The sequence below is a fragment of the Streptomyces sp. NPDC002845 genome (assembly GCF_053591955.1).
Genome location: NZ_JBSFUU010000011.1, coordinates 82902 through 104097, shown reverse-complemented (window position 1 = coordinate 104097; position 21196 = coordinate 82902). Strand labels below are relative to the sequence as shown.

General features: G+C 72.0%; 16 protein-coding genes and 10 pseudogenes. 21 read left to right on the top strand and 5 right to left on the bottom strand.

Going from position 1 to position 21196, the window contains the following annotated elements; genetic code table 11:
* Nucleotides 1-14: 14 nt before the first annotated feature.
* Nucleotides 15-1007, bottom strand: coding sequence for a dihydroxyacetone kinase subunit DhaK (dhaK, locus tag ACWD3C_RS10495; protein ID WP_451142172.1), 993 nt, complete (start codon nucleotides 1005-1007; stop codon nucleotides 15-17).
* On the bottom strand, nucleotides 1004-1366 hold the full coding sequence (locus ACWD3C_RS10490; RefSeq protein WP_451142170.1) for a hypothetical protein: 363 nt from the start codon (nucleotides 1364-1366) through the stop codon (nucleotides 1004-1006). Before ACWD3C_RS10490 ends, dhaK begins: the two co-directional genes overlap by 4 nt.
* A gap of 450 nt (nucleotides 1367-1816) precedes the next feature.
* On the opposite strand from ACWD3C_RS10490, the gene ACWD3C_RS10485 reads away from it, so the two are divergent.
* The gene (locus ACWD3C_RS10485; protein ID WP_451142280.1) at nucleotides 1817-3664 is read left to right on the top strand and encodes a protein kinase domain-containing protein; all 1848 of its coding nucleotides are present in this window, start codon (nucleotides 1817-1819) and stop codon (nucleotides 3662-3664) included.
* Nucleotides 3665-3740: 76 nt separating this feature from the next.
* On the opposite strand, the gene ACWD3C_RS10480 is transcribed toward ACWD3C_RS10485, so the two are convergent.
* The gene (locus ACWD3C_RS10480; protein WP_451142168.1) at nucleotides 3741-3962 is read right to left on the bottom strand and encodes a type II toxin-antitoxin system VapB family antitoxin; all 222 of its coding nucleotides are present in this window, start codon (nucleotides 3960-3962) and stop codon (nucleotides 3741-3743) included.
* 207 nt (nucleotides 3963-4169) lie between these two features.
* Here ACWD3C_RS10480 and ACWD3C_RS10475 point away from each other — a divergent pair.
* Together ACWD3C_RS10475 and ACWD3C_RS10470 are read left to right on the top strand one after the other, a co-directional pair.
* Nucleotides 4170-4718: pseudogene (locus ACWD3C_RS10475) on the top strand (helix-turn-helix domain-containing protein); the annotation flags it as partial.
* A 273-nt stretch (nucleotides 4719-4991) separates the two neighbouring features.
* Nucleotides 4992-5123, top strand: a pseudogene (locus tag ACWD3C_RS10470) (DNA-binding protein); the annotation flags it as partial.
* A gap of 565 nt (nucleotides 5124-5688) precedes the next feature.
* On the opposite strand, the gene ACWD3C_RS10465 reads toward ACWD3C_RS10470, so the two are convergent.
* Nucleotides 5689-6912: an MFS transporter gene (locus tag ACWD3C_RS10465; protein ID WP_451142166.1), complete on the bottom strand. Its 1224-nt coding sequence runs from the start codon at nucleotides 6910-6912 to the stop codon at nucleotides 5689-5691.
* A gap of 116 nt (nucleotides 6913-7028) precedes the next feature.
* On the opposite strand from ACWD3C_RS10465, the gene ACWD3C_RS10460 reads away from it, so the two are divergent.
* The 7 genes and pseudogenes from ACWD3C_RS10460 to ACWD3C_RS10430 form a co-directional block, all read left to right on the top strand.
* Nucleotides 7029-7946, top strand: a complete 918-nt coding sequence (locus ACWD3C_RS10460) for a LysR family transcriptional regulator (protein WP_451142164.1) — start codon at nucleotides 7029-7031, stop codon at nucleotides 7944-7946.
* A gap of 226 nt (nucleotides 7947-8172) precedes the next feature.
* Nucleotides 8173-8526, top strand: a pseudogene (locus tag ACWD3C_RS10455) (4Fe-4S dicluster domain-containing protein); the annotation flags it as partial.
* A 114-nt stretch (nucleotides 8527-8640) separates the two neighbouring features.
* The gene (locus ACWD3C_RS10450) at nucleotides 8641-8814 is read left to right on the top strand and encodes a hypothetical protein (protein WP_451142162.1); all 174 of its coding nucleotides are present in this window, start codon (nucleotides 8641-8643) and stop codon (nucleotides 8812-8814) included.
* Nucleotides 8815-9034: 220 nt separating this feature from the next.
* Nucleotides 9035-9811: pseudogene (gene narI, locus ACWD3C_RS10445) on the top strand (respiratory nitrate reductase subunit gamma); the annotation flags it as partial.
* Nucleotides 9808-10227: an Hsp20/alpha crystallin family protein gene (locus ACWD3C_RS10440; RefSeq protein WP_451142160.1), complete on the top strand. Its 420-nt coding sequence runs from the start codon at nucleotides 9808-9810 to the stop codon at nucleotides 10225-10227. The pseudogene narI and the gene ACWD3C_RS10440, both read left to right, overlap by 4 nt.
* Nucleotides 10228-10643: 416 nt before the next feature.
* Nucleotides 10644-11375: a universal stress protein gene (locus ACWD3C_RS10435; RefSeq protein WP_451142158.1), complete on the top strand. Its 732-nt coding sequence runs from the start codon at nucleotides 10644-10646 to the stop codon at nucleotides 11373-11375.
* Nucleotides 11376-11378: 3 nt separating this feature from the next.
* Nucleotides 11379-11684 (top strand): annotated as a pseudogene (locus ACWD3C_RS10430) (hypothetical protein); the annotation flags it as partial.
* Nucleotides 11685-11823: 139 nt separating this feature from the next.
* Here the strand turns inward: ACWD3C_RS10430 and ACWD3C_RS10425 are convergent.
* Entirely contained in the window at nucleotides 11824-12090 is a 267-nt protein-coding gene (locus tag ACWD3C_RS10425; RefSeq protein ID WP_451142156.1) for a DUF1876 domain-containing protein, read from the bottom strand.
* 546 nt (nucleotides 12091-12636) lie between these two features.
* Here ACWD3C_RS10425 and ACWD3C_RS10420 point away from each other — a divergent pair.
* The 11 genes and pseudogenes from ACWD3C_RS10420 to ACWD3C_RS10370 form a co-directional block, all read left to right on the top strand.
* Nucleotides 12637-13053, top strand: coding sequence for an STAS domain-containing protein (locus ACWD3C_RS10420; protein ID WP_451142154.1), 417 nt, complete (start codon nucleotides 12637-12639; stop codon nucleotides 13051-13053).
* Between the two features lie 314 nt (nucleotides 13054-13367).
* Nucleotides 13368-13807, top strand: a pseudogene (locus ACWD3C_RS10415) (pyridoxamine 5'-phosphate oxidase family protein).
* 28 nt (nucleotides 13808-13835) lie between these two features.
* Nucleotides 13836-14192 (top strand): annotated as a pseudogene (locus tag ACWD3C_RS10410) (pyruvate formate lyase family protein); the annotation flags it as partial.
* Between the two features lie 3 nt (nucleotides 14193-14195).
* A pseudogene (locus tag ACWD3C_RS10405) lies at nucleotides 14196-14366 on the top strand (pyruvate formate-lyase-activating protein); the annotation flags it as partial.
* Nucleotides 14367-14680: 314 nt separating this feature from the next.
* A complete protein-coding gene (locus ACWD3C_RS10400; RefSeq protein WP_451142152.1) occupies nucleotides 14681-17062 on the top strand; it encodes a phosphoketolase family protein in 2382 nt (793 codons plus the stop codon).
* Between the two features lie 86 nt (nucleotides 17063-17148).
* On the top strand, nucleotides 17149-17511 hold the full coding sequence (locus ACWD3C_RS10395; RefSeq protein WP_451142151.1) for a universal stress protein: 363 nt from the start codon (nucleotides 17149-17151) through the stop codon (nucleotides 17509-17511).
* Nucleotides 17498-17884: a universal stress protein gene (locus ACWD3C_RS10390; protein WP_451142278.1), complete on the top strand. Its 387-nt coding sequence runs from the start codon at nucleotides 17498-17500 to the stop codon at nucleotides 17882-17884. The genes ACWD3C_RS10395 and ACWD3C_RS10390 overlap by 14 nt, the downstream gene beginning before the upstream one ends.
* Nucleotides 17885-18239: 355 nt before the next feature.
* Entirely contained in the window at nucleotides 18240-19163 is a 924-nt protein-coding gene (locus ACWD3C_RS10385) for a carbamate kinase (RefSeq protein WP_451142149.1), read from the top strand.
* Nucleotides 19164-19529: 366 nt separating this feature from the next.
* Nucleotides 19530-19988 (top strand): annotated as a pseudogene (locus tag ACWD3C_RS10380) (zinc-binding dehydrogenase); the annotation flags it as partial.
* A gap of 5 nt (nucleotides 19989-19993) precedes the next feature.
* Complete coding sequence (locus ACWD3C_RS10375) at nucleotides 19994-20893, top strand: universal stress protein (RefSeq protein ID WP_451142147.1); 900 nt, start codon at nucleotides 19994-19996, stop codon at nucleotides 20891-20893.
* A gap of 66 nt (nucleotides 20894-20959) precedes the next feature.
* Nucleotides 20960-21111, top strand: a pseudogene (locus ACWD3C_RS10370) (type I glyceraldehyde-3-phosphate dehydrogenase); the annotation flags it as partial.
* Between the last annotated feature and the right edge of the window lie 85 nt (nucleotides 21112-21196).

The window sequence follows — 21196 nt, the reverse complement described above, 5'->3', positions numbered from 1 at the left end:
GATGTCCGTGACCGTCAGATGCCCCAGCGCAGCCCCGGCGTCTTCACCGGCGCGTCGTACAGCCGCAGCAGTTCCTCGTCGATCTGGCACAGGGTCACCGACGCGCCCGCCATGTCGAGCGAGGTGACGTAGTTGCCGACGAGCGTGCGTGCCACGGCCACCCCGCGCTCGGCCAGCACGCGCTGCACCTCCGCGTTGAAGCCGTACAGCTCCAGCAGCGGGGTCGCGCCCATGCCGTTGACCAGGACGAGGACGGGGTTGCGCGGGGTGAGGTCCTCCAGGACCGCGTTCACCGAGAAGTCGGCGATCTCCCGCGAGGTCATCATCGCCCGCCGCTCCCGCCCGGGTTCGCCGTGGATGCCGATGCCCAACTCCAGCTCCCCGGCCGGGAGATCGAAGGTCGGGCTGCCCTTGGCGGGAGTCGTACAGGCACTGAGGGCGACACCGAAGCTGCGGGAGCTGTCGTTGACCTGCCGGGCCAGCGCCTCGACCCGCTCCAGCGGCTGCCCCTCCTCGGCGGCGGCACCGGCGATCTTCTCCACGAACAGCGTGGCGCCGGTGCCGCGCCGCCCGGCGGTGTACAGGCTGTCGGTGACGGCCACGTCGTCGTTGACGAGGACCTTGGCGACCTGGATGCCCTCGTCCTCGGCGAGCTCCGCCGCCATGTCGAAGTTCAGCACGTCCCCGGTGTAGTTCTTCACGATGAACAGCACCCCCGCCCCGCTGTCCACGGCGGCCGCGGCCCGCACCATCTGGTCCGGCACGGGAGACGTGAACACCTCACCCGGACAAGCGGCCGACAGCATCCCCGGCCCCACGAACCCGCCGTGCAGCGGCTCGTGCCCCGAACCGCCGCCGGAGACGAGCGCCACCTTCCCCGCCACCGGCGCGTCCCGCCGTACGATCACCCGGTTGTCGACGTCGACCGTCAGCTCCGGATGCGCGACCGCCATTCCTCGAAGGGCATCCGCGACCACGGTCTCCGCGACGTTGATGAGCATCTTCATGAGTACCTCCTGGTGGGGCCGGCGGCCGGTTCTCCGATCGCAGTATCGGCGCTGCGGGTGCCGATGGTCACGTGTACCGACACGTTGGGTGCGCACGGGTCGCACGGCTGGTGGCGCCCGACGGCCACGAACTCGTTGTCGTAGCTCCGGATCTTGGCGCGGACGGTGAACTTGCCCTTGGCGTCGACGACGGTCCGCGCGTTGTACTCGCTCTCGAAGTACGTCCGCAGGAAGACCCGCGTGCCGGCGACCGGGGTGCCGTCGGCCAGGGTCAGGCGGCCGGTCAGGTTGACGGTGCGGTTGTTGAAGGTGGTCAGGAACTTGGCGCTGTCGATCGTGAGTTCGTAGGCCGCCGCCACCGCGGTGCTCCGCGCGGGGGCGGTCTCGGCTCCGTGGGCCGGCAGTGTGCCGGCCCCTGCCGTGGCCCAGGGCGAGGAAGGCGGTCGCGGTCAGACGGGCCGCCAGTGAAGGCATACGCACGTGGACTCCCCTTGCTGTACGGCTTGTTGTACGGCTTGTCGTGGTCGGGTGCCGTTGCCGGTGGAGTGCGGCACTGGTTTGACCCATGAGATGTCACGTGTGGTTGTATGCCCGTGCCGAGACATTGTTCTCCGGTTGTCTGCCGCGGCCGTCGGCGCCGCGGGCTCCGTGCGATGGGCCGGAACCAGCCGTCCCGAGTGCTCTGTGTGACGGAAGTTCTTGAAAGCCTGAACATGCGTCCGAGCTGAGCTAGCCTCATGTTCTTGAGGGGCGAACTGGCGTACGCCAGAGGCGAACTGGCGTACGACGAAAATCACTTCGGGGGTTCCGTGTCAGAAGAGCGACCGGTGCCACCGGACCCGGTGGCGAACGAGGCGTCCGCACTGCGGGAGGCCGCTGCCGCACCCCTGCGCCCCGGCGACCCGCGCCGCGTCGGCCCCTATCTGCCGCTGGCGCTGCTCGGCAGCGGTGGCATGGGACGGGTCTATCTGGCACGCCCCGAGGACGACAGCCCCGGTCTGTTCGCGGTGAAAGTGATCAGGCCCGAGTACGCGGAGGACACCAGGTTCCGGCGCCGGTTCGAGCACGAGGTGTCGGTGCACGGCCAGGTCCGTACGCCGCACACGCCGAGATTATGCGGGACGGGCTTCCAGCACGAACTGCTGTGGATGGCCACCGAGTACCTCCCGGCACTCGACCTGGCGGAAGTCGTACGTGAGGACGGTTCCCTGGGGGCGGCCACGGTCTGGCGGCTGGTGGCGGAGCTGGGGGAGGCGCTTGCCGACCTCGCCGCCACAGGCATCGTGCACCGGGATCTGAAGCCGTCCAACGTGCTGCTGTCCGTTCGGGGCGCACATGTGATCGACTTCGGCATCGCGAAGGCCGCCGACGCGAGCGCGATCACCGGCACGGGCAACCGGGTGGGAACCCCGGCCTACATGTCGCCGGAGTACCTGAGGACGGGCCGGTGCGACACGGCGTCGGACGTGTTCTCGCTGGCCGGGACACTGGTCTACGCGGCGGCCGGGCGTGCTCCGTTCGGCGACGGCACCGGGGTCGACGTGATGCACCGGGTGGCGTTCGAGGAGCCGAATCCCGAGGTGATCGGCGAGATCTCGGAGGCGGACCCGGCGCTCGGCTCGCTGCTGTCCGCCTGCCTCGCCAAGGAGCCCGAGCAGCGGCCCACCCCGCGGGACCTGATCGACGCGGCCGGCGCGCAGGCCCGGACGCCCGGCTGGCCCGAACCGCTCCATGGCAAGGTGCTGGCCCGGCAGCGGGCGTACGAGGCGCTGCATCTCCTCCCCGTCGAACGGATGGCGCACCTCCGGTCCGCGGACGACCCGCCGAAGGCGGTGCTGCCGGCCCCGTCGGAACGCGCCGCCCAGTCGGCTCCGCCCCAGTCCGGGCCGCCGGTGGAGGCGACAGGACCTTCCGCCGAAGCCGAAGCGCCGCCGAAGCCGTCACGCCCAGCGGGAGCCCTCGCCCGGGTCCGCAGGAAGCCGGTGCCGGCCGTCGCCGCGGGCATCACCCTCTGCGCCGCGGCCGCGGCGCTCTTCGTGCTCACCCGCCACGACGCTCCTTCAGCCGCCTCTCCCCCGGGGGCCGTCGCGCCGACCACCGCCGGAACCGGCGATGACACCTTCCCGCCGACGCCCGGGTCCTCGGACGGGACGTCCGCCCCGGGTACGTCCGGCAACGGTGCCAACGTCGCCGGCGGCGATGCCTCGCCCTCCGAGGTCTCCGGCTCCGCCGGCGACGGCCGACGAGACGACCCCGCTGTCCCCGGCACCGAGACCAGCGTCGGAGCCGGTGCTGACGCCGGTGCCGGTGCCGGTGCCGACGCTGGTACCGATATCGATACCGGCACCGTGACCGACCCCACTCCGTCGTCGACCTCGACCAGCGCATCGCCCGAGTCCGCGACAGCGCCCTGGAACTCGGACTGCACGCACTACTCAGGCAACGGACGCACACGCCAGGGAAACCAGGGCAAACGCGTCCAGCAATTGCAGTGCATGCTGACAAAGCGCGGGTACGGAGTCGGGAGCACCGACGGGGACGGCAACTTCGGCCCCGGAACAGAGGCCGCGGTGCGAAGCTTCCAGAGCGACAAGGGCCTGGACGCCGACGGAGTCGTGGGCCGCGAGACCTGGGTCGCGCTGCGTGGGACGGAGTGACGCGCCGGGCGCCGGGCCACGGTCACGAACGGGTTCCCGCCGTGAACTCGACGAGGACTGCCGGCGCCCGGCACCGTCAGCCCTGTGTCTCCTGCGGCTTGACCTCCACCTCGCGCAGCCCCTCGTCCCTGAGCGCGGTGAGTGCCTCCGTGCGGTGACCGCGGGCGATGTAGTCGCGCACGACCACCTCGACGGCCTCCTGAGGTGACCCGACCCCGGTCAGGACCATCACTTCCACCACCAACTCGGCATCGAGTCTGATGTTGATTTCGGCCACAGCCGCCTCCTTCGTGTTCATTCGGCCCAATCCTCTCAGCCTTCTCTCCCGCCATGGTCGGGCCGTCGCCGCTGTGGGGGCCCGTCCGGCCGGGGACAGGGGCCGACCGCCCAAGTGGAGCCCGGTGGCATCTGGACAAGCTGGATCTGCGGGGCAAACCCGGCATCGGGGAGCCCTCCGTGGGACAGTCCGCCCGTTGGGGCGGTCCGACGAGAGGGAGCGGTGGCCATGGCGGAACAACAGGCGTCGTCCAGCACGGCGGGGAGGCCCCCGGTCGGCGACCTCGGGCGTCGCCTCGCGCTGCGCCGCGCCGAACTCGGTCTGACCCGGGCGGAGACAGCCACCCGAGCGGGCGTGGCCACCAGCTACCTCCAGTACTTGGAGGAACAGCCCGGCGCTGCACCGGCACGGGCGCGCTCTTCAGGCTGGCGGACGTCCTGAAAACCACCGTCAGCGAACTCACCGGTGGCAGCGTGGAACGGCCGCCCGGACTCGGCCTGGCCGCCCCTCACCCCGAGTTCGTCGAGCTGAGCGCCGCGGAATGCCGGGCCCTGCTCTCGACGCACGGCGTGGGCCGGGTCGCGGTGCCCACCGTCTCGGGGCCGGTGATCGTGCCGGTCAACTACAGCGTCGTCGACGACGCGATCGTCTTCCGCACCGACCCCGGTACGACACCGTCCCAGGCCGCGGGCTGCCAAGTGGCGTTCGAGGTCGACCACGTCGAGGCGTTCAGCGAGGGGCTGAAGCGTGCTCGTACGTGGCCGTGCGCGCGAGGTGAGAGCCTGTGTCCTATCCCCGGTCGGATCAGCGCACGTCGTCATGGGGTCCCCCCCCGCTAGAGCGCAGCCGAGAGTGGGGGAGCGTGCGATCGCAAGGCGCCGGAGCGCCCTCGATGGGTGTGCCCCCGCGCGAGCCGAGCGAAGCCGGTTCGAGCGTGGGGGAGGAGCCACGTGGGCGTTTCGGCAACGCGGCTGGGGGTCCCCCCACGCCCTTAAGGCAGTGGGGGAGTGCGTGCCAGGCGGCGGGCGCCCGGCCGGGGATATGACACAGGCTCTAACGGAACCCGCCGCCGTGCGCCGGCTGACAGAGCGGGCGTACAGCACGCCCTGGGCGGGCGGACGGCGCGACCTGTGGGTGCGTATCGACCTGGTGAGCGTCACCGGGCGCCGGATCAGGACATGATCTGGCAGGGGCCGGGTGGCCGTGTCGTACGGCCGGGTGGCCGCTCCCCGCGCCCGGGGCGCCCGGCGACGCTGGGGGAGTAGGACCTCCAGGGGCCTCCAGGAGGGAGGGACGTCATGAAGACGCGGCGTCTGTTCCTGCTCACGGAGGAAGTCGTCCTGTACGCGCTCGCTGTGGTGCTTCTCTTCCTGACCTTCGCGCTGGCCGCTCCGGTCCCGGGGCATCCTGGTGCCGTTCGCCGGCCTGGGCGTTGTAGCGCTGTTCCTGCTCGCACGGCACGTCGATGGCGCCCGGCACGCCGCCGCCCCCGGCCGTGACCTCGTGCGCGGCGAGGCTCGACGGGCCCTGACACAGGGGCCGTTCGGCCTCCCCAGTCCGTCCCGGTACACGGGTGAGGTGGGAGGGACCGGACAGGAGGGCACTCGGGAGATGCGATGGACACTGCCACCGCCACCTCGGCATCCGCGCTGCGCGCTGCCCGCGGGCCCTGCGGTTCCAGGGTCCTCGCGAGCGGCCCGGCACGAGCAGGGGCTGGGGGCCTCGCCAAGGGGAGCGGATGGCCCACTCAGGCCGTCTGCGCAGGCAGGGGCGATCGGGGGAGCAGCAGCGGGGTCGCCAGGAGGAGGAGACCGGCGATCGCGATCGCCGTGCGGGGGCCGGTGAGGCCGGCCAGCAGGCCCCACAGGGCGGTCAGGGCCGCGATGGTGGCCTTGCCGGTGACCGACCACGCGGACAGGGTGCGGGCGACCCGGTCGGGCGCGGTCCGGTCGAGCCGGTATGTGGCGAGGACCGGGTTGAACACCCCTATGCAGGTGATCAGCCCGAGTTCGATGGTCATGACGAGCACGAGACCGGCGGTGCCGGGGCGGACAAAGGCCAGCCCGAGCGGCCAGCACGCGCGCAGGGTCCCGGCGACGAGCATGACCCTGTGCCGCCCGGAGCGCGCCACGAGCCGCCGGGCCAGCCGTGAGCCGATCAGGCCCCCGACGCAGGGCACGGCGAAGGCGAGGGCGTACTGCCAGGGCGCGAAGCCCAGACGGCCGAGCATGAGGACGGCGAGCAGCGGCGAGGTCGCCATGATGAGGCCGTTGACCAGGACCGCGTTGAGAAACAGCGGGCGAAGCACCGGACTGGTGAGGATGTACCGCCACCCGTCGAGCAGATCACCGGCCCGGGGCCGCCGTGACGTCTCGGCCGGTACGGGGCGAGGCTCCTTGCCGCCCATCGCACGGATGCCCACGGCCGACAGCAGGTAGCTGACCGCGTCGGCCACCACGGTCGTCACCGGCCCGAACAGCCCGAACGCGGCCCCGCCGAGCGGCGGCCCGAGCGCGGTGGCCGTCCAGGTCGTGGCCTCGAACCGCCCGTTCGCGACGAGCAGGTCCTGGGGCCGGACGAGCGCCTTCAGACAGGCGCCGCTCGCCGCCGTGAAGGTGATGTCCGCCGCCGAGACGACGACAGCCACAACCAGAAGCTGTACGAAGCTGAGCAGATCGAGCGCGAACGCGGCGGGGACGGTCATCAGCGCCGCGAACCGGATCAGATCCATCGCGACCATCACCGGCCGCTTGCGGCGGAACTCCACCCACGGGCCCAGCGGCACCGCCACCGCCGCCCCCACCGCGAGCCCCGCTGCCGCCAGCAGCGCCACTTCCGTCGGCCCGGCGTCCAGCACCAGGACCGCGATCAGGGTGAACGCGTCGAACGCCAACCGGGTGCCGAACGTACTGACCGCGTACGCCGCCCACAGCCACCCGAACCGCCGCCCCAGCGACTGCCTGGCCCTCATGCCGAGCTCAACCTCCCGTTGACCGCCGACATCAAAGCGCGTGGCGGGCGGGCACATCAAACAACCGGTGGCCGGGGCGAGTTACAACCATCTGTTGTGCCTCTACGATGACCGCCGTGGATCTCGAAGCCGTACGCACCGTCGTCGCCGTGGCGCACGCGGGCCAGTTCCAGGAAGCCGCCGCCCAGCTGTCGGTCACCCAGCAGGCCGTGTCCAAGCGCGTCGCCGGGCTGGAGAAAGAACTCGGGGTGCGGCTGTTCACGCGTACCGCGCGGGGAGCCCGACTCACCATCGACGGGCAGGCGTTTCTGCCCCACGCCCGCGACCTCCTCCGGGTCGCGGAGCGGGCGACCGCTTCCGTACGGCCGGGACGGCGCGCGTTGCGCGTCGACGTGATCGGCCGCCATCTCGCTCCGGCCGACCTGCTGCGTGACTTCCACCGCGCGTACCCCGACACCGAACTCGACGTCGTGACCCTGTTCGACGCCGACGCGGCCATCGCGGCCGTCCGCTCGGGCACGATCGACGCGACGTTTCGGGCCGTCACCGTGCCCGCCCGGCAGCTCCCCGACGGGATCGAGGCCGCCCGGGTCCACGACGAGCCCCTCCAGCTCCTCGTCGGACCGGCCCACGAACTCGCCGCCGCCCGTGCGGTCACCCCCGCCCGGCTCGCCGGGTACCGGATCTGGATGCCCGGCAACGTCGCCGGTACGGAGTGGGCCGCCTACTATGACGACCTCGCCGCCGCGTTCGGGTTCTCCGTCGAGGTGACCGGCCCCGACTTCGGCACCGAGCCGCTCCTCGACACGATCGCCGGCTCCGCCGCACTGGCGACCTTCGTCGGCGAACAGACCCGCCTCGTCTGGCCCGCCGAGCACGACCTGCGGCGCGTTGCCCTGCACGACCCCACACCGGTGTACCCGCACTCACTGATCTGGCGCGGCGACAACCCGCACCCCGCGCTCACCACGCTCCGAACCCACCTCGGCTCGCCCCGGCCCGACGCCGGGACCTGGACACCGGCATGGGCGTAGTGACCAGCAGTGACCAGCAGTGACCAGCAGTGACCAGGAGGGGCGAGGAGGGACCAGGCAGGACCTGAAGCGGCCGGTGTCGACCGCGTCGGCCCGTAACGCCTAGACCGCTTCCGCGGCCGGAGTGTGCCTGGTCACCGCCCTGCGGACCCCCGTGCCGGTGAACAGCAGCGCTCCGGCCGCCACCGCGGCCAGCAGGGTCGGGCCCAGCGCGTAGGAGCCGTAAGAGGACTACTACGAGCCGATCACCTACGACTACGACAACCTCGTCAGCGCCCCGGCCAGCCAGGACATCCCCGTGGCCAGCCCGCGCTCGGTCCTCACCGGCAAGCCGACCTCCATCACCTGGGGCTCCAACCGGGCGGACGGCCTCGGCGGCGCCCCCGAGAACGCCGGCGGCGACCCCAGCCTGACCGGCGAGTGCGCGCAGAAGGTGAAGTTCGAGTTCGAGCAGACCTTCCTCTTCCACTTGCCGCGCCTGTGCGAGCACTGTCTCAACCCGGCCTGCGTGTCGGCCTGCCCGTCGGGCGCGATGTACAAGTGGGTCGAGGACGGCATCGTGCTCGTCGACCAGGACCGGCGCGGACTGGAGCTGATCCACTGAGCCCTGTCGGACGCGGATTCTCCGTACCGGCACGTCCTGGCCGCGCTGCTCACCCTGCGCCCGCCGCCCGCCGCGGCGGACCTGGAGGCCGTGGCGGAACTCGTGGCCCAGGGACCACCCGACGAAGAAGTGGGCCTCGACCCCTACGGGACGTACGGCGAGGGCGAGTACGCCCCGCCCGGCACCTGCGTCCCGCCCGAGCGGGCCCCGCCCACCACCCCTCTCGACTCCGGAAGGCTTGCGATGAGCACCTCCGGCCCTTAGAGCCTGTGTCATGTCCCCGGCCGGGCGCCCGCCGCCTGGCACGCACTCCCCCACTGCCTTAAGGGCGTGGGGGGACCCCCAGCCGCGTTGCCGGAAGGCCCTAGTAGCTCCGCTACGAGGACCTTCCGGCGCTTTGCGATCGCACGCACCAGACGACGTGCGCTGATCCGGCCGGGGATATGACACAGGCTCTTACTTCGCAGCCGACTCCGCCGTCGGCGGCGGCGACCTCCTCCTCTGGGGCGCGGTCCCCTACATCTGCCTCGCCGTGTGCGTCGTAGGCCATGTCTGGCGCTACCGGCACGACCAGTTCGGGTGGACGTCCCGCACCAGCCAGCTCCTCGAACACCGCCGGCTGCGCTGGGGGCAGTCCGCTGTTCCACCTCGCGCCTTCATGGTCATCGCCGGGCATGTGGTGGGTCTGGCCGTCCCCGCCTCCTGGACCGAGGCCGTCGGCATCAGCGAGCACGCGTACCACAACGCGGCCGTCTGGGGCGGTTCGGTGGCGGGCGTGGCCATGGTCGCCTGGCTCGGCATGCTGTGCGCCCGGCGGCTGCTGACCCGCAGGATCCGGCTGGGCACCGACCGCAGCGACAAGGTGCTCTTCCCGCTGCTGTCCGCCACCGTGCTGTTCGGGATCACCGCCACCGCTGCCCACAACGTCTTCGGTGACGGCTACGACTACCGCTCCACCGTCTCCGTCCGGTTCCGCGGCGTCTTCACCCTCCAGCCCGACCCCGGGGCGATCACCGGCGCACCCCTGCTGCTCCAACTGCACGCCCTCACTGCCTTCCTGCTCTTCGCGGCCTGGCAGTTCACCCGACTCGTCCATGTGTGGAGCGCCCCGATGGGCCATCTGGTCCGGCCGTACCTGGTGTACAGGGCGCGAGGCGCACGCCCCGGGCCGATCGGGGCCCGCGGAGGGCCGGTCGGACCACGCGTGTCCGGGTACTCGGACAGGACGCTGGAAGTGGCCAAGAGGAGGAGGGAGACATGAGCAGCAAGATCGAGCGGCTGTCCGGCCGGCCGCTGCCCGACCTGTTCGGCTGGGTCGAGGCCGGGTTTCCCGGGGCACACGTGATTCCGGGGACGCACGGCATCCGTATCGAGGAGAACGTCACGGACGGAAAGTACGTGCTGCGCGCAGAACTGCCGGGCATCGACCCGTCCGAGGACGTCGAGATCAGTGTCACGGAGGGTGTCCTGACCCTACGCGCGGAGCGCAGTGAGGAGACCACGGAGAAGCATCGCACCGAGTTCCGCTACGGCACCTTCGCCCGCTCCGTCCGGCTGCCTGCCGGGGCCGTGGGGGACGAGGCCACCGCCGAGTACAAGGACGGAATCCTGACCATCATGGTTCCGGTGCCGGAGGCGAAGGCGGGTACCAGGACCATCCCCGTGCGGCGCATCTGAGCGCGGATGCGCGCCGCGCCGAGTCGTACCGCGTGTGCGTGACCGGTCACCCACGGTCATGCGCACGCGTTCATGCGCACGCGTTCATGCGCACGCGTTCATGTGCACGTGAGGCCGTATGAAGACATGCCGTATGAAGACATGAAGGGGCGGGAAGGGCCCCATCCACTTCTCGCGGATCCTGATTGCGCGGTGCGCGGTTCCCAACCGCTTCTCCGCGTCTGTCCTGGGTCCTTCCCGTCACCTTCAGCACATCACGCGGGACGGGAAAACACCAGGGCCGATCGGCCTCGGTTGCCCCCGGGGCAAGCGCCGCATCAGACCTCTGTGAGAGCCGGTCGGCTCATGTGCCGCCGCCCGTAACGGAGTTGGCTGTCAGTGGAGGAGCAGCGCGACTTCGAAAAGGAGCGATCGCCGTGGGTACGAGTCTGACGCCGGAGTTCTGGGAACGGTTCACCGTTCTGCTGGTGCTGGTGCTGGTGCTGGTGCTGGCCGTGGGCGTGGTCTGCGTCCTCACCGCGGCGTTCGACGCGCTGCCCGTGCGGCTGCTGCGGCACCGCGCGCAGGCCGGTGGCGCAGGCGGCCTCCCCGTCGACGACCGCGGAGGACGGCTCGTCCGTAGGCTGGTGAGCGGGCGTGCCCTCAGGGAGCCCCATGGAGCGGGCGGGAGGAACGACATGAGTGAGTCCCGACTGGGAGGCCAGGGAATCCCGGCGCCGGGAACTGCCGCTGCGCCCGTACGCCGGGAGGGCCCGCCCGGCGTACGGGCGGGCGCGGCCCGGCCGGAACCGCGAACGGCGCAGTACCGGGCGCGGCGCGTGCTGCGCGGCGTCAGCGACCGGCTCGCCGAACGGTACCCGCGGCTGTACATCGCCGCCGAGCAGGTGCGCCTGCCACCGGGGCCCGCCCTGCTCGCCGAGGCCCAGGACGCCGAGCTGCTGGTGATCGGCAGCCGGGGTTTCGGCGGCGTCGGCGGGTTGCTCTCGGGCTCCGTCGCCCTGGCGACCGTGGCCCGCACCGGTCGGCCGGTCGTCCTCGTACGGGCCGGTGAAACACTGCGGAGGCCGAACACCTGCTTGACCTGTCCGGCAGGCCCTCGGCGCGTACGCCCTACCGTGACGTGGCGGTCGCCGTGGACGTCGGGATGACCTGTGACACCGTGCTGGAGTTCGTGTTCCGGGCCGCCGAGCTGCGCGGGGCACCGCTGCGGGCGGTGCACGCCTGGCACGTGCCGTACGGGCACGGCATCCCGGACGCCGAGGAGCGCGGCCGGGTCCGCCAGGAGGCGGAGCATCAGCGCGGTGCTGCTGGAACCGTGGCGCGAGAAGTTCCCCGGTGTCCATGTGCGGGAGACCGTGCTCGAAGTCCGCGCGGCCCATGTCGTCGCCAAGGCCGCGGGCGGTGCGTGTCTGCTGGTGGCGGGCCGCCAGGGTCACCGCGCGGCGATCGGCTCTCGTACGGGACCGGTGGCCCACGCGCTCATCCACCACGTGACCTGCCCGGTCGCGGTGGTCCCGTGGGCACGGCGCGGACGCGCCATGTACGGGAACCACCGCGCCGAAAGCTTCCGCGACGGAGCGCGAGCCGGTACGGCCGTCACGGGGAGACAGGGCCGGACAGGTCGACGATGTCGTCGGAGGCCACGTCGTGCAGCCGTATGGCGAGGTCCTCCAGCGCCCGGCTGGCGGCGAGTTCGTCGCCGATCTCCGGGACGGGGCGGTCGACCGGGTTGCGCCGGGCCACACCCTTGCCGGTGACCGTCGACGTGGCCGGGGTGCTCAGAACGGCACGCGCGCGTGTGTCGTCGCCCTCCTCGGTGATGTCGATCTCAACGGTCCAGTGCTTGGTCTGCTTGCTCTCCATGGCGATCACTCCTGTGGTCCTCCTCCTCAGCCTGCGCCTGTTCCCCGGCGGGGGCCAGAGCTGAACGGCCCTGGCCCCACGACGAAAGAGCAGTACTGATCATGACCACGTCCTGTGTACGCCCGAGCCACGCGGCCCACCATCTCGTCCGGGCCGCCGTCGCCGCGCCGTCGGTGCACAACACCCAGCCCTGGCTGTTCGTCGAGGAGGCCGGGGGCGGTGGTGTCGAGGTCCACGCGGACGTCACCCGGCGCCTGCTTCTGACCGATCCGTACGCCGCGAGATGGTCATCAGCTGCGGCGCCGCCCTGTTCAACATCCGCCTCGCCATGCGGCACCTCGGCTTCAGCCCGCTCGTGGAACCCTTCCCGCACCCGTGGAACCCGGCGTTCCTCGCCAGGGTGGGCTGGGGAGCCCATGGGAGGCCCACACACGACGAGGAACGGATGCACGCGGCCCTGGGGCAACGGCACACCGTCCGCGGGCCGCTGCGCGCCGACCCCGTGGTGCCGGTTGTCGTCGACGTGGCCGACCTGCCGCCGTCGTCGTGCCGCTGCACGGCGCTGCCGCGTGCGTCGGACGGTCCCCGGGCCACAAGGCTCTGCTCATCGACTTCATCGACTTCATCGACTTCATCGACTTCATCGACTGCAGCGGACTGGGCGTGCTGTGCCGGGCTCACAACCGGGTCCTGGAACGGCACGGCCGGCTGCGCCTCGTCTCCGACAGCGACCGCTTCCCGCGGCTGCTGCGGGGCGCCGGGCTGGGGCACGCCTTCGAGGTGCACGGGCGGTTGCCCGAGGCCCTGGCAGCGCGGCTCGTGCGGCACCAAAGGCTGAACGGCCCTCGTCCCGCACCGGACTTGGCCCGGTCGGCCCTCCGGTGCCGTCTGGTCGGCCCATGCCGGGGCGTGGCGCGGTCTGCCACCTTCCAAAGGGTGACCCCGAGGAGGTGCGGACCATGAGCGGCGAGCAGGGTACCGAGCAGAGTACGGGCGTCCCGCCGACGGCACGCTCGGTGTGGGGAGACGTGGACCTGATGAGGGTTCCGGTCATGGCGAGAGGAAAACGGGCACGGCGGACCGTACGGAAGGGCCGATTGGTCCCTCTTGGTCCTCCCGCGCCGTGGCCTCGCCGGAGCCGCGGGCGCCCGCGCCGACCGGCCACGGATTCAGGGCCGCTCCGCGTCGGGCCGGGACCGGATGGCCCCTCACCCAGGGGCGCGGCACGTCTGATGGTGGGATGCAGACAGCTGTATCAGGCGAAGGACGGGTGACCCATGTACCCGAATGATGGCTTCCGTGAACTGGGCCGTCAGGAGTGTCTGCGTCTGTTGGCGAAGGCTCCGGTCGGCCGAATCGTCCACACGCGTCAGGCGCTGCCCGCGGTGCTGCCGGTCAACTCAGCCTGGATACCGACGGCGCGGTGCCGGTGCGCACCTCGGCCGCCTCCGAGCTGGTGCGTGCCATCGACGGCGTCGTCGTCGCCTTCGAGGCGGACGAGGTCGACGCCGTCGCCCACTCCGGCTGGAGCGTGGTCGTCACCGGCCGTGCCGCCGTGGTGACCGACCCCGACGAGAACGAGCGCCTGTCCCGTGTCGGCCCGCGTTCCTGGGCCCCCTCGCCCGAGGAGGTCTTCGTACGCATCGAGCCCGAACTGGTCACCGGTCGTGAACTCGGCGGCGGACGCACGCTGTACGGCGTGAACCACATTGTGTGAGCCCCCGATCGTCCGGGCCCCGGCCAACCGGCCGCTGGTCACCCGCACCTCGTTCCGCCTCCTCCAGACCCTCTACAACCTCGGCCCCGCGCCCGAGCCCAACCCCACCGTGCTGTGGTCGCCCGAACTGCCCGCCGGGTTCAAGGAGTTCTGCGCCCAGGTCTCCATAGACACCAGCGCCGTTCAGTACGAGTCCGACGACCTGATGCGGCCGTGCACCGGCGACGACACCGCGATCGTCTGCTGCGTCTCCGCGACGGCGGTCGGCCGGCAGATGCAGTTCTTCGGCGTCCGGGTCACCCTCGCCAAGGCACTGCTGTACGCGGTCAACGGCGGCCGGGACGAGAGGACCGGCGAGCAGATCGCACCCGCGACGCCCGCGCTCGTCCTGGCCGGGCTGCGCAACGTCGACCGGGTGGACGTCCTGCCGTTCCACAAGCTCGGCGCCGCCAAGTACGACGCCCTCGGCATCGACTTCCCGCTGCGGGACATGCCGGTGCCCGACGCCGGGCTGGTCGAACGGGTGCGGGACCAGTTCAGGGAGTACGGCTTGCGGGCCTGTGAAGCAGGAGGCTGTTCCCGTCCCGTCCCGTCCCGTCTCGGCACCGGCGCGCGAGCGGGAGCAGGGACGGGGGCTCCACCGTCGCCGGGCGCCGGGACGCGGTCTCCACCGTCGCCGTGCGCCCGGCGGCTCGTCCCGGAGCAAACACCGCCGCGCCGTCACCCTGCCCGGGAGCCGGGACCCGAGCACCGGGCGGTCCCCGGATGTGGCCCGGTGGGCCCTGTCGGGTACCCGGAGGGTCCGTGAAACGTGGGGAGGTGTGACCCGCCGACCCCGGCGGCCCGCACCCCGACCAGGAAGGGGACTCCACCATGACCGTCGACACGCAGCAGGCGTCCACCCGGCTCACCGACGCCGAGCTGAGGACCCTGGACGCCCACTGGCGCGCCGCGAACTATCTGTCCGTCGGCCAGATCTACCTCATGGCGAACCCCCTGCTGACCGAGCCGCTGCGCCCCGCACACGTCAAACCGCGCCTCCTCGGCCACTGGGGCACGTCCCCCGGTCTGAACCTGGTGCACACGCACCTCAACCGCGTGATCAAGGCCCGTGACCTGGACGCCCTGTGCATCTGGGGTCCGGGCCACGGCGGGCCCGCCGTGCTGGCCAACTCCTGGCTGGAGGGGACGTACACGAAGACGTACCCCGACATCACCCGGGACGCCGACGGCATGGCGCGCCTCTTCAAACAGTTCTCGTTCCCCGGCGGGGTCCCCAGCCATGTCGCGCCGGAGACGCCCGGCTCCATCCACGAGGGCGGCGAACTGGGCTACGCGCTCTCACACGCCTACGGCGCCGCCCTCGACAACCCGGGCCTCGTGGTCGCCTGTGTGATCGGCGACGGTGAGGCCGAGACGGGCCCGCTGGCCACGTCCTGGCACTCCAACAAGTTCCTCGACCCGGTCCACGACGGCGCCGTCCTGCCGATCCTGCACCTCAACGGCTACAAGATCGCCAACCCGACCGTGCTGGCCCGGCTCCCCGAGGCCGAGCTCGACGAGCTGCTGCGGGGCCTGGGCCACGACCCGCTCCACGTCACCGGCGACGACCCGATCGCCGTCCACCGGCTGATGGCCGGGGCGATGGACACCGCCCTGGACCGCATCGCCGCGATCCAGCGCGCCGCCCGTGAGGACGGCGCCACCGAACGCCCCCGCTGGCCGGTGATCGTGCTGCGCACCCCCAAGGGCTGGACCGGCCCGGCGGAGGTCGACGGCAAGCAGGTCGAGGGCACCTGGCGCTCCCACCAGGTCCCGCTGTCCGCCGTACGGGACAACCCTGATCACCTGCGAGAACTGGAGGCGTGGCTGCGCTCGTACCGCCCCGGGGAACTGTTCGACGAGCACGGCAGCCCACGGCCCGACGTGCTGGCCTGCGTCCCGGACGGCGCCCGCAGGCTCGGCGCCACCGCGCACGCCAACGGCGGACTGCTGCTGCGCGAACTGCCCCTGCCGTCGCTGGACCGGTACGCCGTCGCCGTCGACGAACCAGGCGCGACCCTCCACGAACCGACCCGCGTGCTCGGCGACTTCCTGGAGCACGTCATGCGCGCCACCGCCGACCGGCGAGACTTCCGTATCGTCGGCCCCGACGAGACCGCCTCCAACCGCCTCCAGGCCGTCTACGCCGCCAGCGGCAAGGCCTGGCAGGCCGGCATCCTCGACGTGGACGAACACCTGGACCGGCACGGCCGCGTGATGGAGATCCTCTCCGAACACACCTGCCAGGGCTGGCTGGAGGGCTACCTCCTCACCGGCCGGCACGGACTGTTCTCCTGCTACGAGGCGTTCGTGCACATCGTCGACTCCATGGTCAACCAGCACATCAAATGGCTGCGCGTGACCCGCCGCCTGTCCTGGCGCGCCCCCATCGCCTCCCTCAACTACCTGCTGACCTCGCACGTCTGGCGCCAGGACCACAACGGCTTCTCCCACCAGGACCCCGGCTTCGTCGACCACGTCCTCAACAAGAGCCCCGAGGTCGTACGGGTCTACCTGCCGCCCGACGCCAACACCCTGCTGTCGGTGGCCGACCACGCCCTGCGCAGCCGCGACTACGTGAACGTGATCGTCGCCGGGAAACAGCCCTGCTTCGACTGGCTGACCATGGACCAGGCCCGTGTCCACTGCGCCCGCGGCGCCGGGATCTGGGAGTGGGCCGGCACCGAGAACGGCAGCGAGCCCGACGTGGTGCTCGCCTGTGCGGGCGACGTCCCCACCCAGGAAGTGCTGGCCGCCGCCCAGCTGCTGCGCCGCCACCTGCCCGAGCTCGCCGTCCGCGTGGTCAACGTCGTCGACATCGCCCGGCTGCTGCCGCGCGAGGAACACCCGCACGGGATGACCGACTTCGAGTACGACGGCCTCTTCACCCCTGACAAACCGGTGATCTTCGCCTATCACGGCTACCCGTGGCTGGTCCACCGCCTCGCCTACCGCCGCACCGGGCACCAGCACCTGCATGTGCGCGGCTACAAGGAGATCGGCACCACGACCACCCCGTTCGACATGGTCGTCGGCAACGACATGGACCGCTACCGGCTGGTCATGGACGTCATCGACCGCGTCCCCGGCCTCGCGGTCCGCGCCGCGGCCGTACGGCAGCGGATGGAGGACGCCCGCACCCGGCACCACGGCTGGATCCGCGAGCACGGCACCGATCTGCCCGAGGTCGCGGAGTGGACCTGGGGCGGCTGAACGGGCCCCGCCGGTGGGGACGTTCGGCCCCGTCGTCCGGGTCCGGCAGCCCCTGCGATCCCTGGCGCCGACGCGGGACATTGAAGGTGCAAACAAGAGGCCTCAAGTCCCCGTGCACCACCCCTGGAAGGGATCAGCACCATGGCAGTCCACGACCCCTCGCACCGGCACCTGGGGTTGTCGCCGCCCTGCTCGCCGCCGCGGAGGAGGCGGAGCTGCTGGTCCTCGGCTCCCGCGGCCTGAGCGGCGTCACGGGGTTCGTGGTCGGCTCCGTGTCCCAGCGGGTCGTCGCCCGGTCCCCGCGACCGGTCGTGCTCGTCCGCGCGGGGGAGACCTCCGCCGGCGCACACCTTCCGGCATCCGACGGCGTCTCACCGGAGGAGATCCCCCGGCCCCGTACCGCGACGTCGTCCTCGGGCTGGACACCCGGCGTCCCTGCGACGAACTGATCGAGTACGCCTTCGAGTCCGCCCGCCGCCGCGGCGCGGCGCTGCGGATGGTCCACGCGTTCCGCGGCCCGTCGGTGCTCGGCTCGAGCGATCGAGCGGACGGGACGCCCGGACCGGAACTGCTCGCGGCCCAGGAGCACCCCGTCGTCGCGACGCTGCGCCCGTGGTCGAGAAGTTCCCCGAGGTCGCGGTGACCGAGACCGTCACCGAAGGGCGGGCCGGCGCCGAGCTGGTGCGCGCGTCGACCGGAGCGTCTCTCGTCGTCGTGGGCCGCCGGACCCGGGACAGCCGCCTCGGCACCCGCATCGGGCCGGTCACGCACGCGGTGCTGCACCACGTCCGCTGCCCGGTCGCCGTCGTCCCGCACGCGTGACACAGGCTCCGTCTTGCCCCAACGACCAAGAACGGAACGAGCCATGACATAACCACCCGTCATGTGACCCTCGGCGTGGACGGTTCGGTCAGCGCCGTACGAGCCCTGGACCGGGCCGCCGACGAGGCCGCCCTGCGCGCGACCGGACTGGAGAGCGTGTACGCCGTGCCCGAACCCGACGAGGAGGGCGGGCACGGCCGCTACCTCGGCCCCGTCTCCCGCACCCTGCTCCACCGGGCCCACTGCCCGGTGCTGCTGGTCCCCACCGGGCATCCAACCGCTCGTGAACCCCGTGTCGGTAGCCTTTTCCTACAGGGGTTGGCAGACCGTCTCCCGCGGGCTGGAGGTCTGAGCCATGCGTATCGTCGTCGCCCTCGGCGGCAACGCCCTGCTGCACCGGGGCGAACACCCCGACGCCGACGTGCAGCGGTCCAACGTCGAACGCGTCGCCACCGCCGTTGCCGCCCTCGCCCACGAGCACGACATCGTCGTCACTCACGGAAACGCGCCGCAGCTCGGAGTGCTCGCCGTCGAGAGCGCGGCCGATCCCGCCCTGCGCGCGCCGTATCCGCTGGACCTGCTCTGCGCCCAGACCCAGGGCATGATCGGTTCGCTGCTCGTGCGGACCCTCCACAACGCCCTGCCCGGGCGCCGGATCGTCACGCTGGTCACCCACACCGTCGTACGCGCCGGCGATCCGGCCTTCGGCCGGCCGGCCACGTTCGTCGGACCGGAGTACCCACGGGCGACGGCGCGGTCGCTCGCCCGCAAGCACGGCTGGTACGTCGCCGAGGACACCGCCGGCTGGCGCCGCGTCGTCGCCTCCCCGGCGCCCGAGTGGATCGTGGAGACCGACACGGTCCACAACCTCCTGGCCAAGGGCACCCTCGTGATCTGTGCCGGCGGCGGAGGCGTCCCGGTCGTCGCCGACAACGACACCGGCGCGCTGCACGGCGTGGAGGCCGTCGTCGACAAGGACCTCGCCGCCGCCCGCCTCGCCCAGGACCTCAAGGCCGACTTCCTGCTCGTCCTCACCGACGTCCCGAACGTCTACGCCGACTACGGCACCCCCCACCAGCGCCCCGTCCTCGACGCCACCCCCACCGACCTGCGCCGCGTCACCTGCCCCGGCACCACCATGGGCCCCAAGACCGAAGCCGCCGCCCGCTTCGTCGAACGCACCGGAGCCCTGGCCGCCATCGGCGCCCTCGACGCCGCCTACGACATCGTCCACGGCAGATCCGGCACCCTGGTCCGCCCGGACCTGACCGTGGGGTGATCCTGGCTTGGGCCGGTCACTCCCAACCGGGGCCGAGTACCCCCAGCCCGTCCCACGTTTGAGGACGAGGCCGTTCAGGCCGATCCCGCAACAACCCCCACTCACCCGCACACACCCCTGACCACCCCCAACGAGGGTGGCGGCAGCCGCACACGGCCACCGGCACGTTGGGGCCCATCGGCCCCGTTCGGGGACCTGCGGCCCCTCCCCCCCCGAACTCCCTGACCACGAAGCTGAAAGCGGATGCCGAAACAGGAGGTGGAGAGCATGCCCCGCACTGTGACCGTGGGTCCGGACGGCTCACCGGAGAGCCACGCCGCCGCCATGGGGGCACCTCCCACGCCTTGAGGGCAGTGGGGGAGGGCGGCGCGCGAGGCCGCGATCGACGTCACCGACGACAAGCTGGAACTGGCCGCGGAACTCGGCGCCGACCTGGTGATCGACGCCCGCAAGGACGACCCCGGCGAGGTCCTGCGGCGGCACGGCGGAGCGTATGCGGCGCTCGCACTCGCGGTGAACGAGACCGCGTTCGCGGCGGTCAACGCCGGACTCAGGCGCGGCGGCAAGCTGGACATGGTCGCCCTGCCCGCGCACGGCACGATCCAGGTCCCGATCTTCGACACCGTACTGCGCGGAACCTCCGTGATCGGCTCGATCGTGGGTACCCGGCAGGACCTGGCGGAGGTCTTCCAACTGCACGTGGCCGGCCGCACGAAGGTCGTCTACGAGACGCGGCGGCTCGCCTCTGTCAACGACTCCATCGAGGACGTCCTGCGCGGCCGGATCAAGGCCCGCATCGTCTTCGACTTAGGTGCGGGACGGTGAGGACAATGGAACTTCCCCTGGTCGTGGGCGTCGACGGCTCCGAGCCCAGCATGCGCGCCGTCGACTGGGCCGCCGACGAGGCCGCAATGCGCGGAGTGCCGCTGCGGCTGGTGTACGCCTCGCTCTGGGAGCGGTACGAGGGCGCGGAACTCGCCGAGGACCTCGGCCGGACCACCGGGCAGATCCAGGCCGACAGGATCGTCGAGGCCGGGGCTGGGCGCGCCCACCGCCGCCAGGCCGACGTGAAGGTGTCCACCGAGGTCTGGCCGGACGGGCCGGTGCCCGCGCTGCTGAACGAGAGCCGCAACGCCGCCGCCCTGGTCATGGGCACCCGCGGCCGCAGCGGCATCGCCGAGGTACTGCTCGGTTCGGTCAGCCTCGCGGTCGCCGCCCGCGCCGACTGCCCGGTGATCGTGCTGCGCGGCAGTCACGACAACCGGGCGACCCCCGGAACGCGCGGACGCATCGTGGTCGGCGTCGGCGAGGAGCCCGAGGACTCCGCCGCCGTACGCTTCGCGCTCCAGGAGGCGGCCGAACGCCGGGTGCCCCTGGAGGCCGTACGCGCCTGGCGGTGCCCCGCGCACGAGACCACCGACCATCCTCCCCCAGACTTCGTCCGGGGGTACCCCCAGCTCGCCGGAGAGCCCGCCCACGAGCACGAGCGGCGGGCCACGGAAGCGCTGGAGGCGGCGCTACGGGACGCCCCGGCGGACGTGGAACTGCACCGCCGCGTCGTCGAGGGCCCCGCCCGCAAGGTGCTGCTCGCGGCCTCCGCCGACGCCGACCTGCTCGTCGTCGGTGCCCAGCGCCGCCAGGGCCACTTCGGACTCCAGCTCGGCCGTGTCGCCCACGCGGTACTGCACCACGCCGCCTGCCCCGTCGCCGTCGTACCGCAGCGGGTGTGAGCGCCGTGACCGGCTCAGAGGCCCGCCGTGTGATCGGGGACGTAGGTCTGCAGATCGCGCGGCGGGCGCACACTCATCGGCGACCCCGCCTCCTGCGTATTCGACCCGCCCTGACCCAGGTCAACGGCACCCTGGCCAAGGTCTTCGGCTGGTACGACAACGAGTGGGGCTACACCAACCGCCTCCTCGACCTCACCGCACTGGTCGCCGACGACTGACGAGCACGGTGGGGACCGGAACCGCTGTGCCCCGCTCCCGGGCCGGGCACAGCGGCCGAGGGCTCGGCCGCTTGCGGATGTGGAT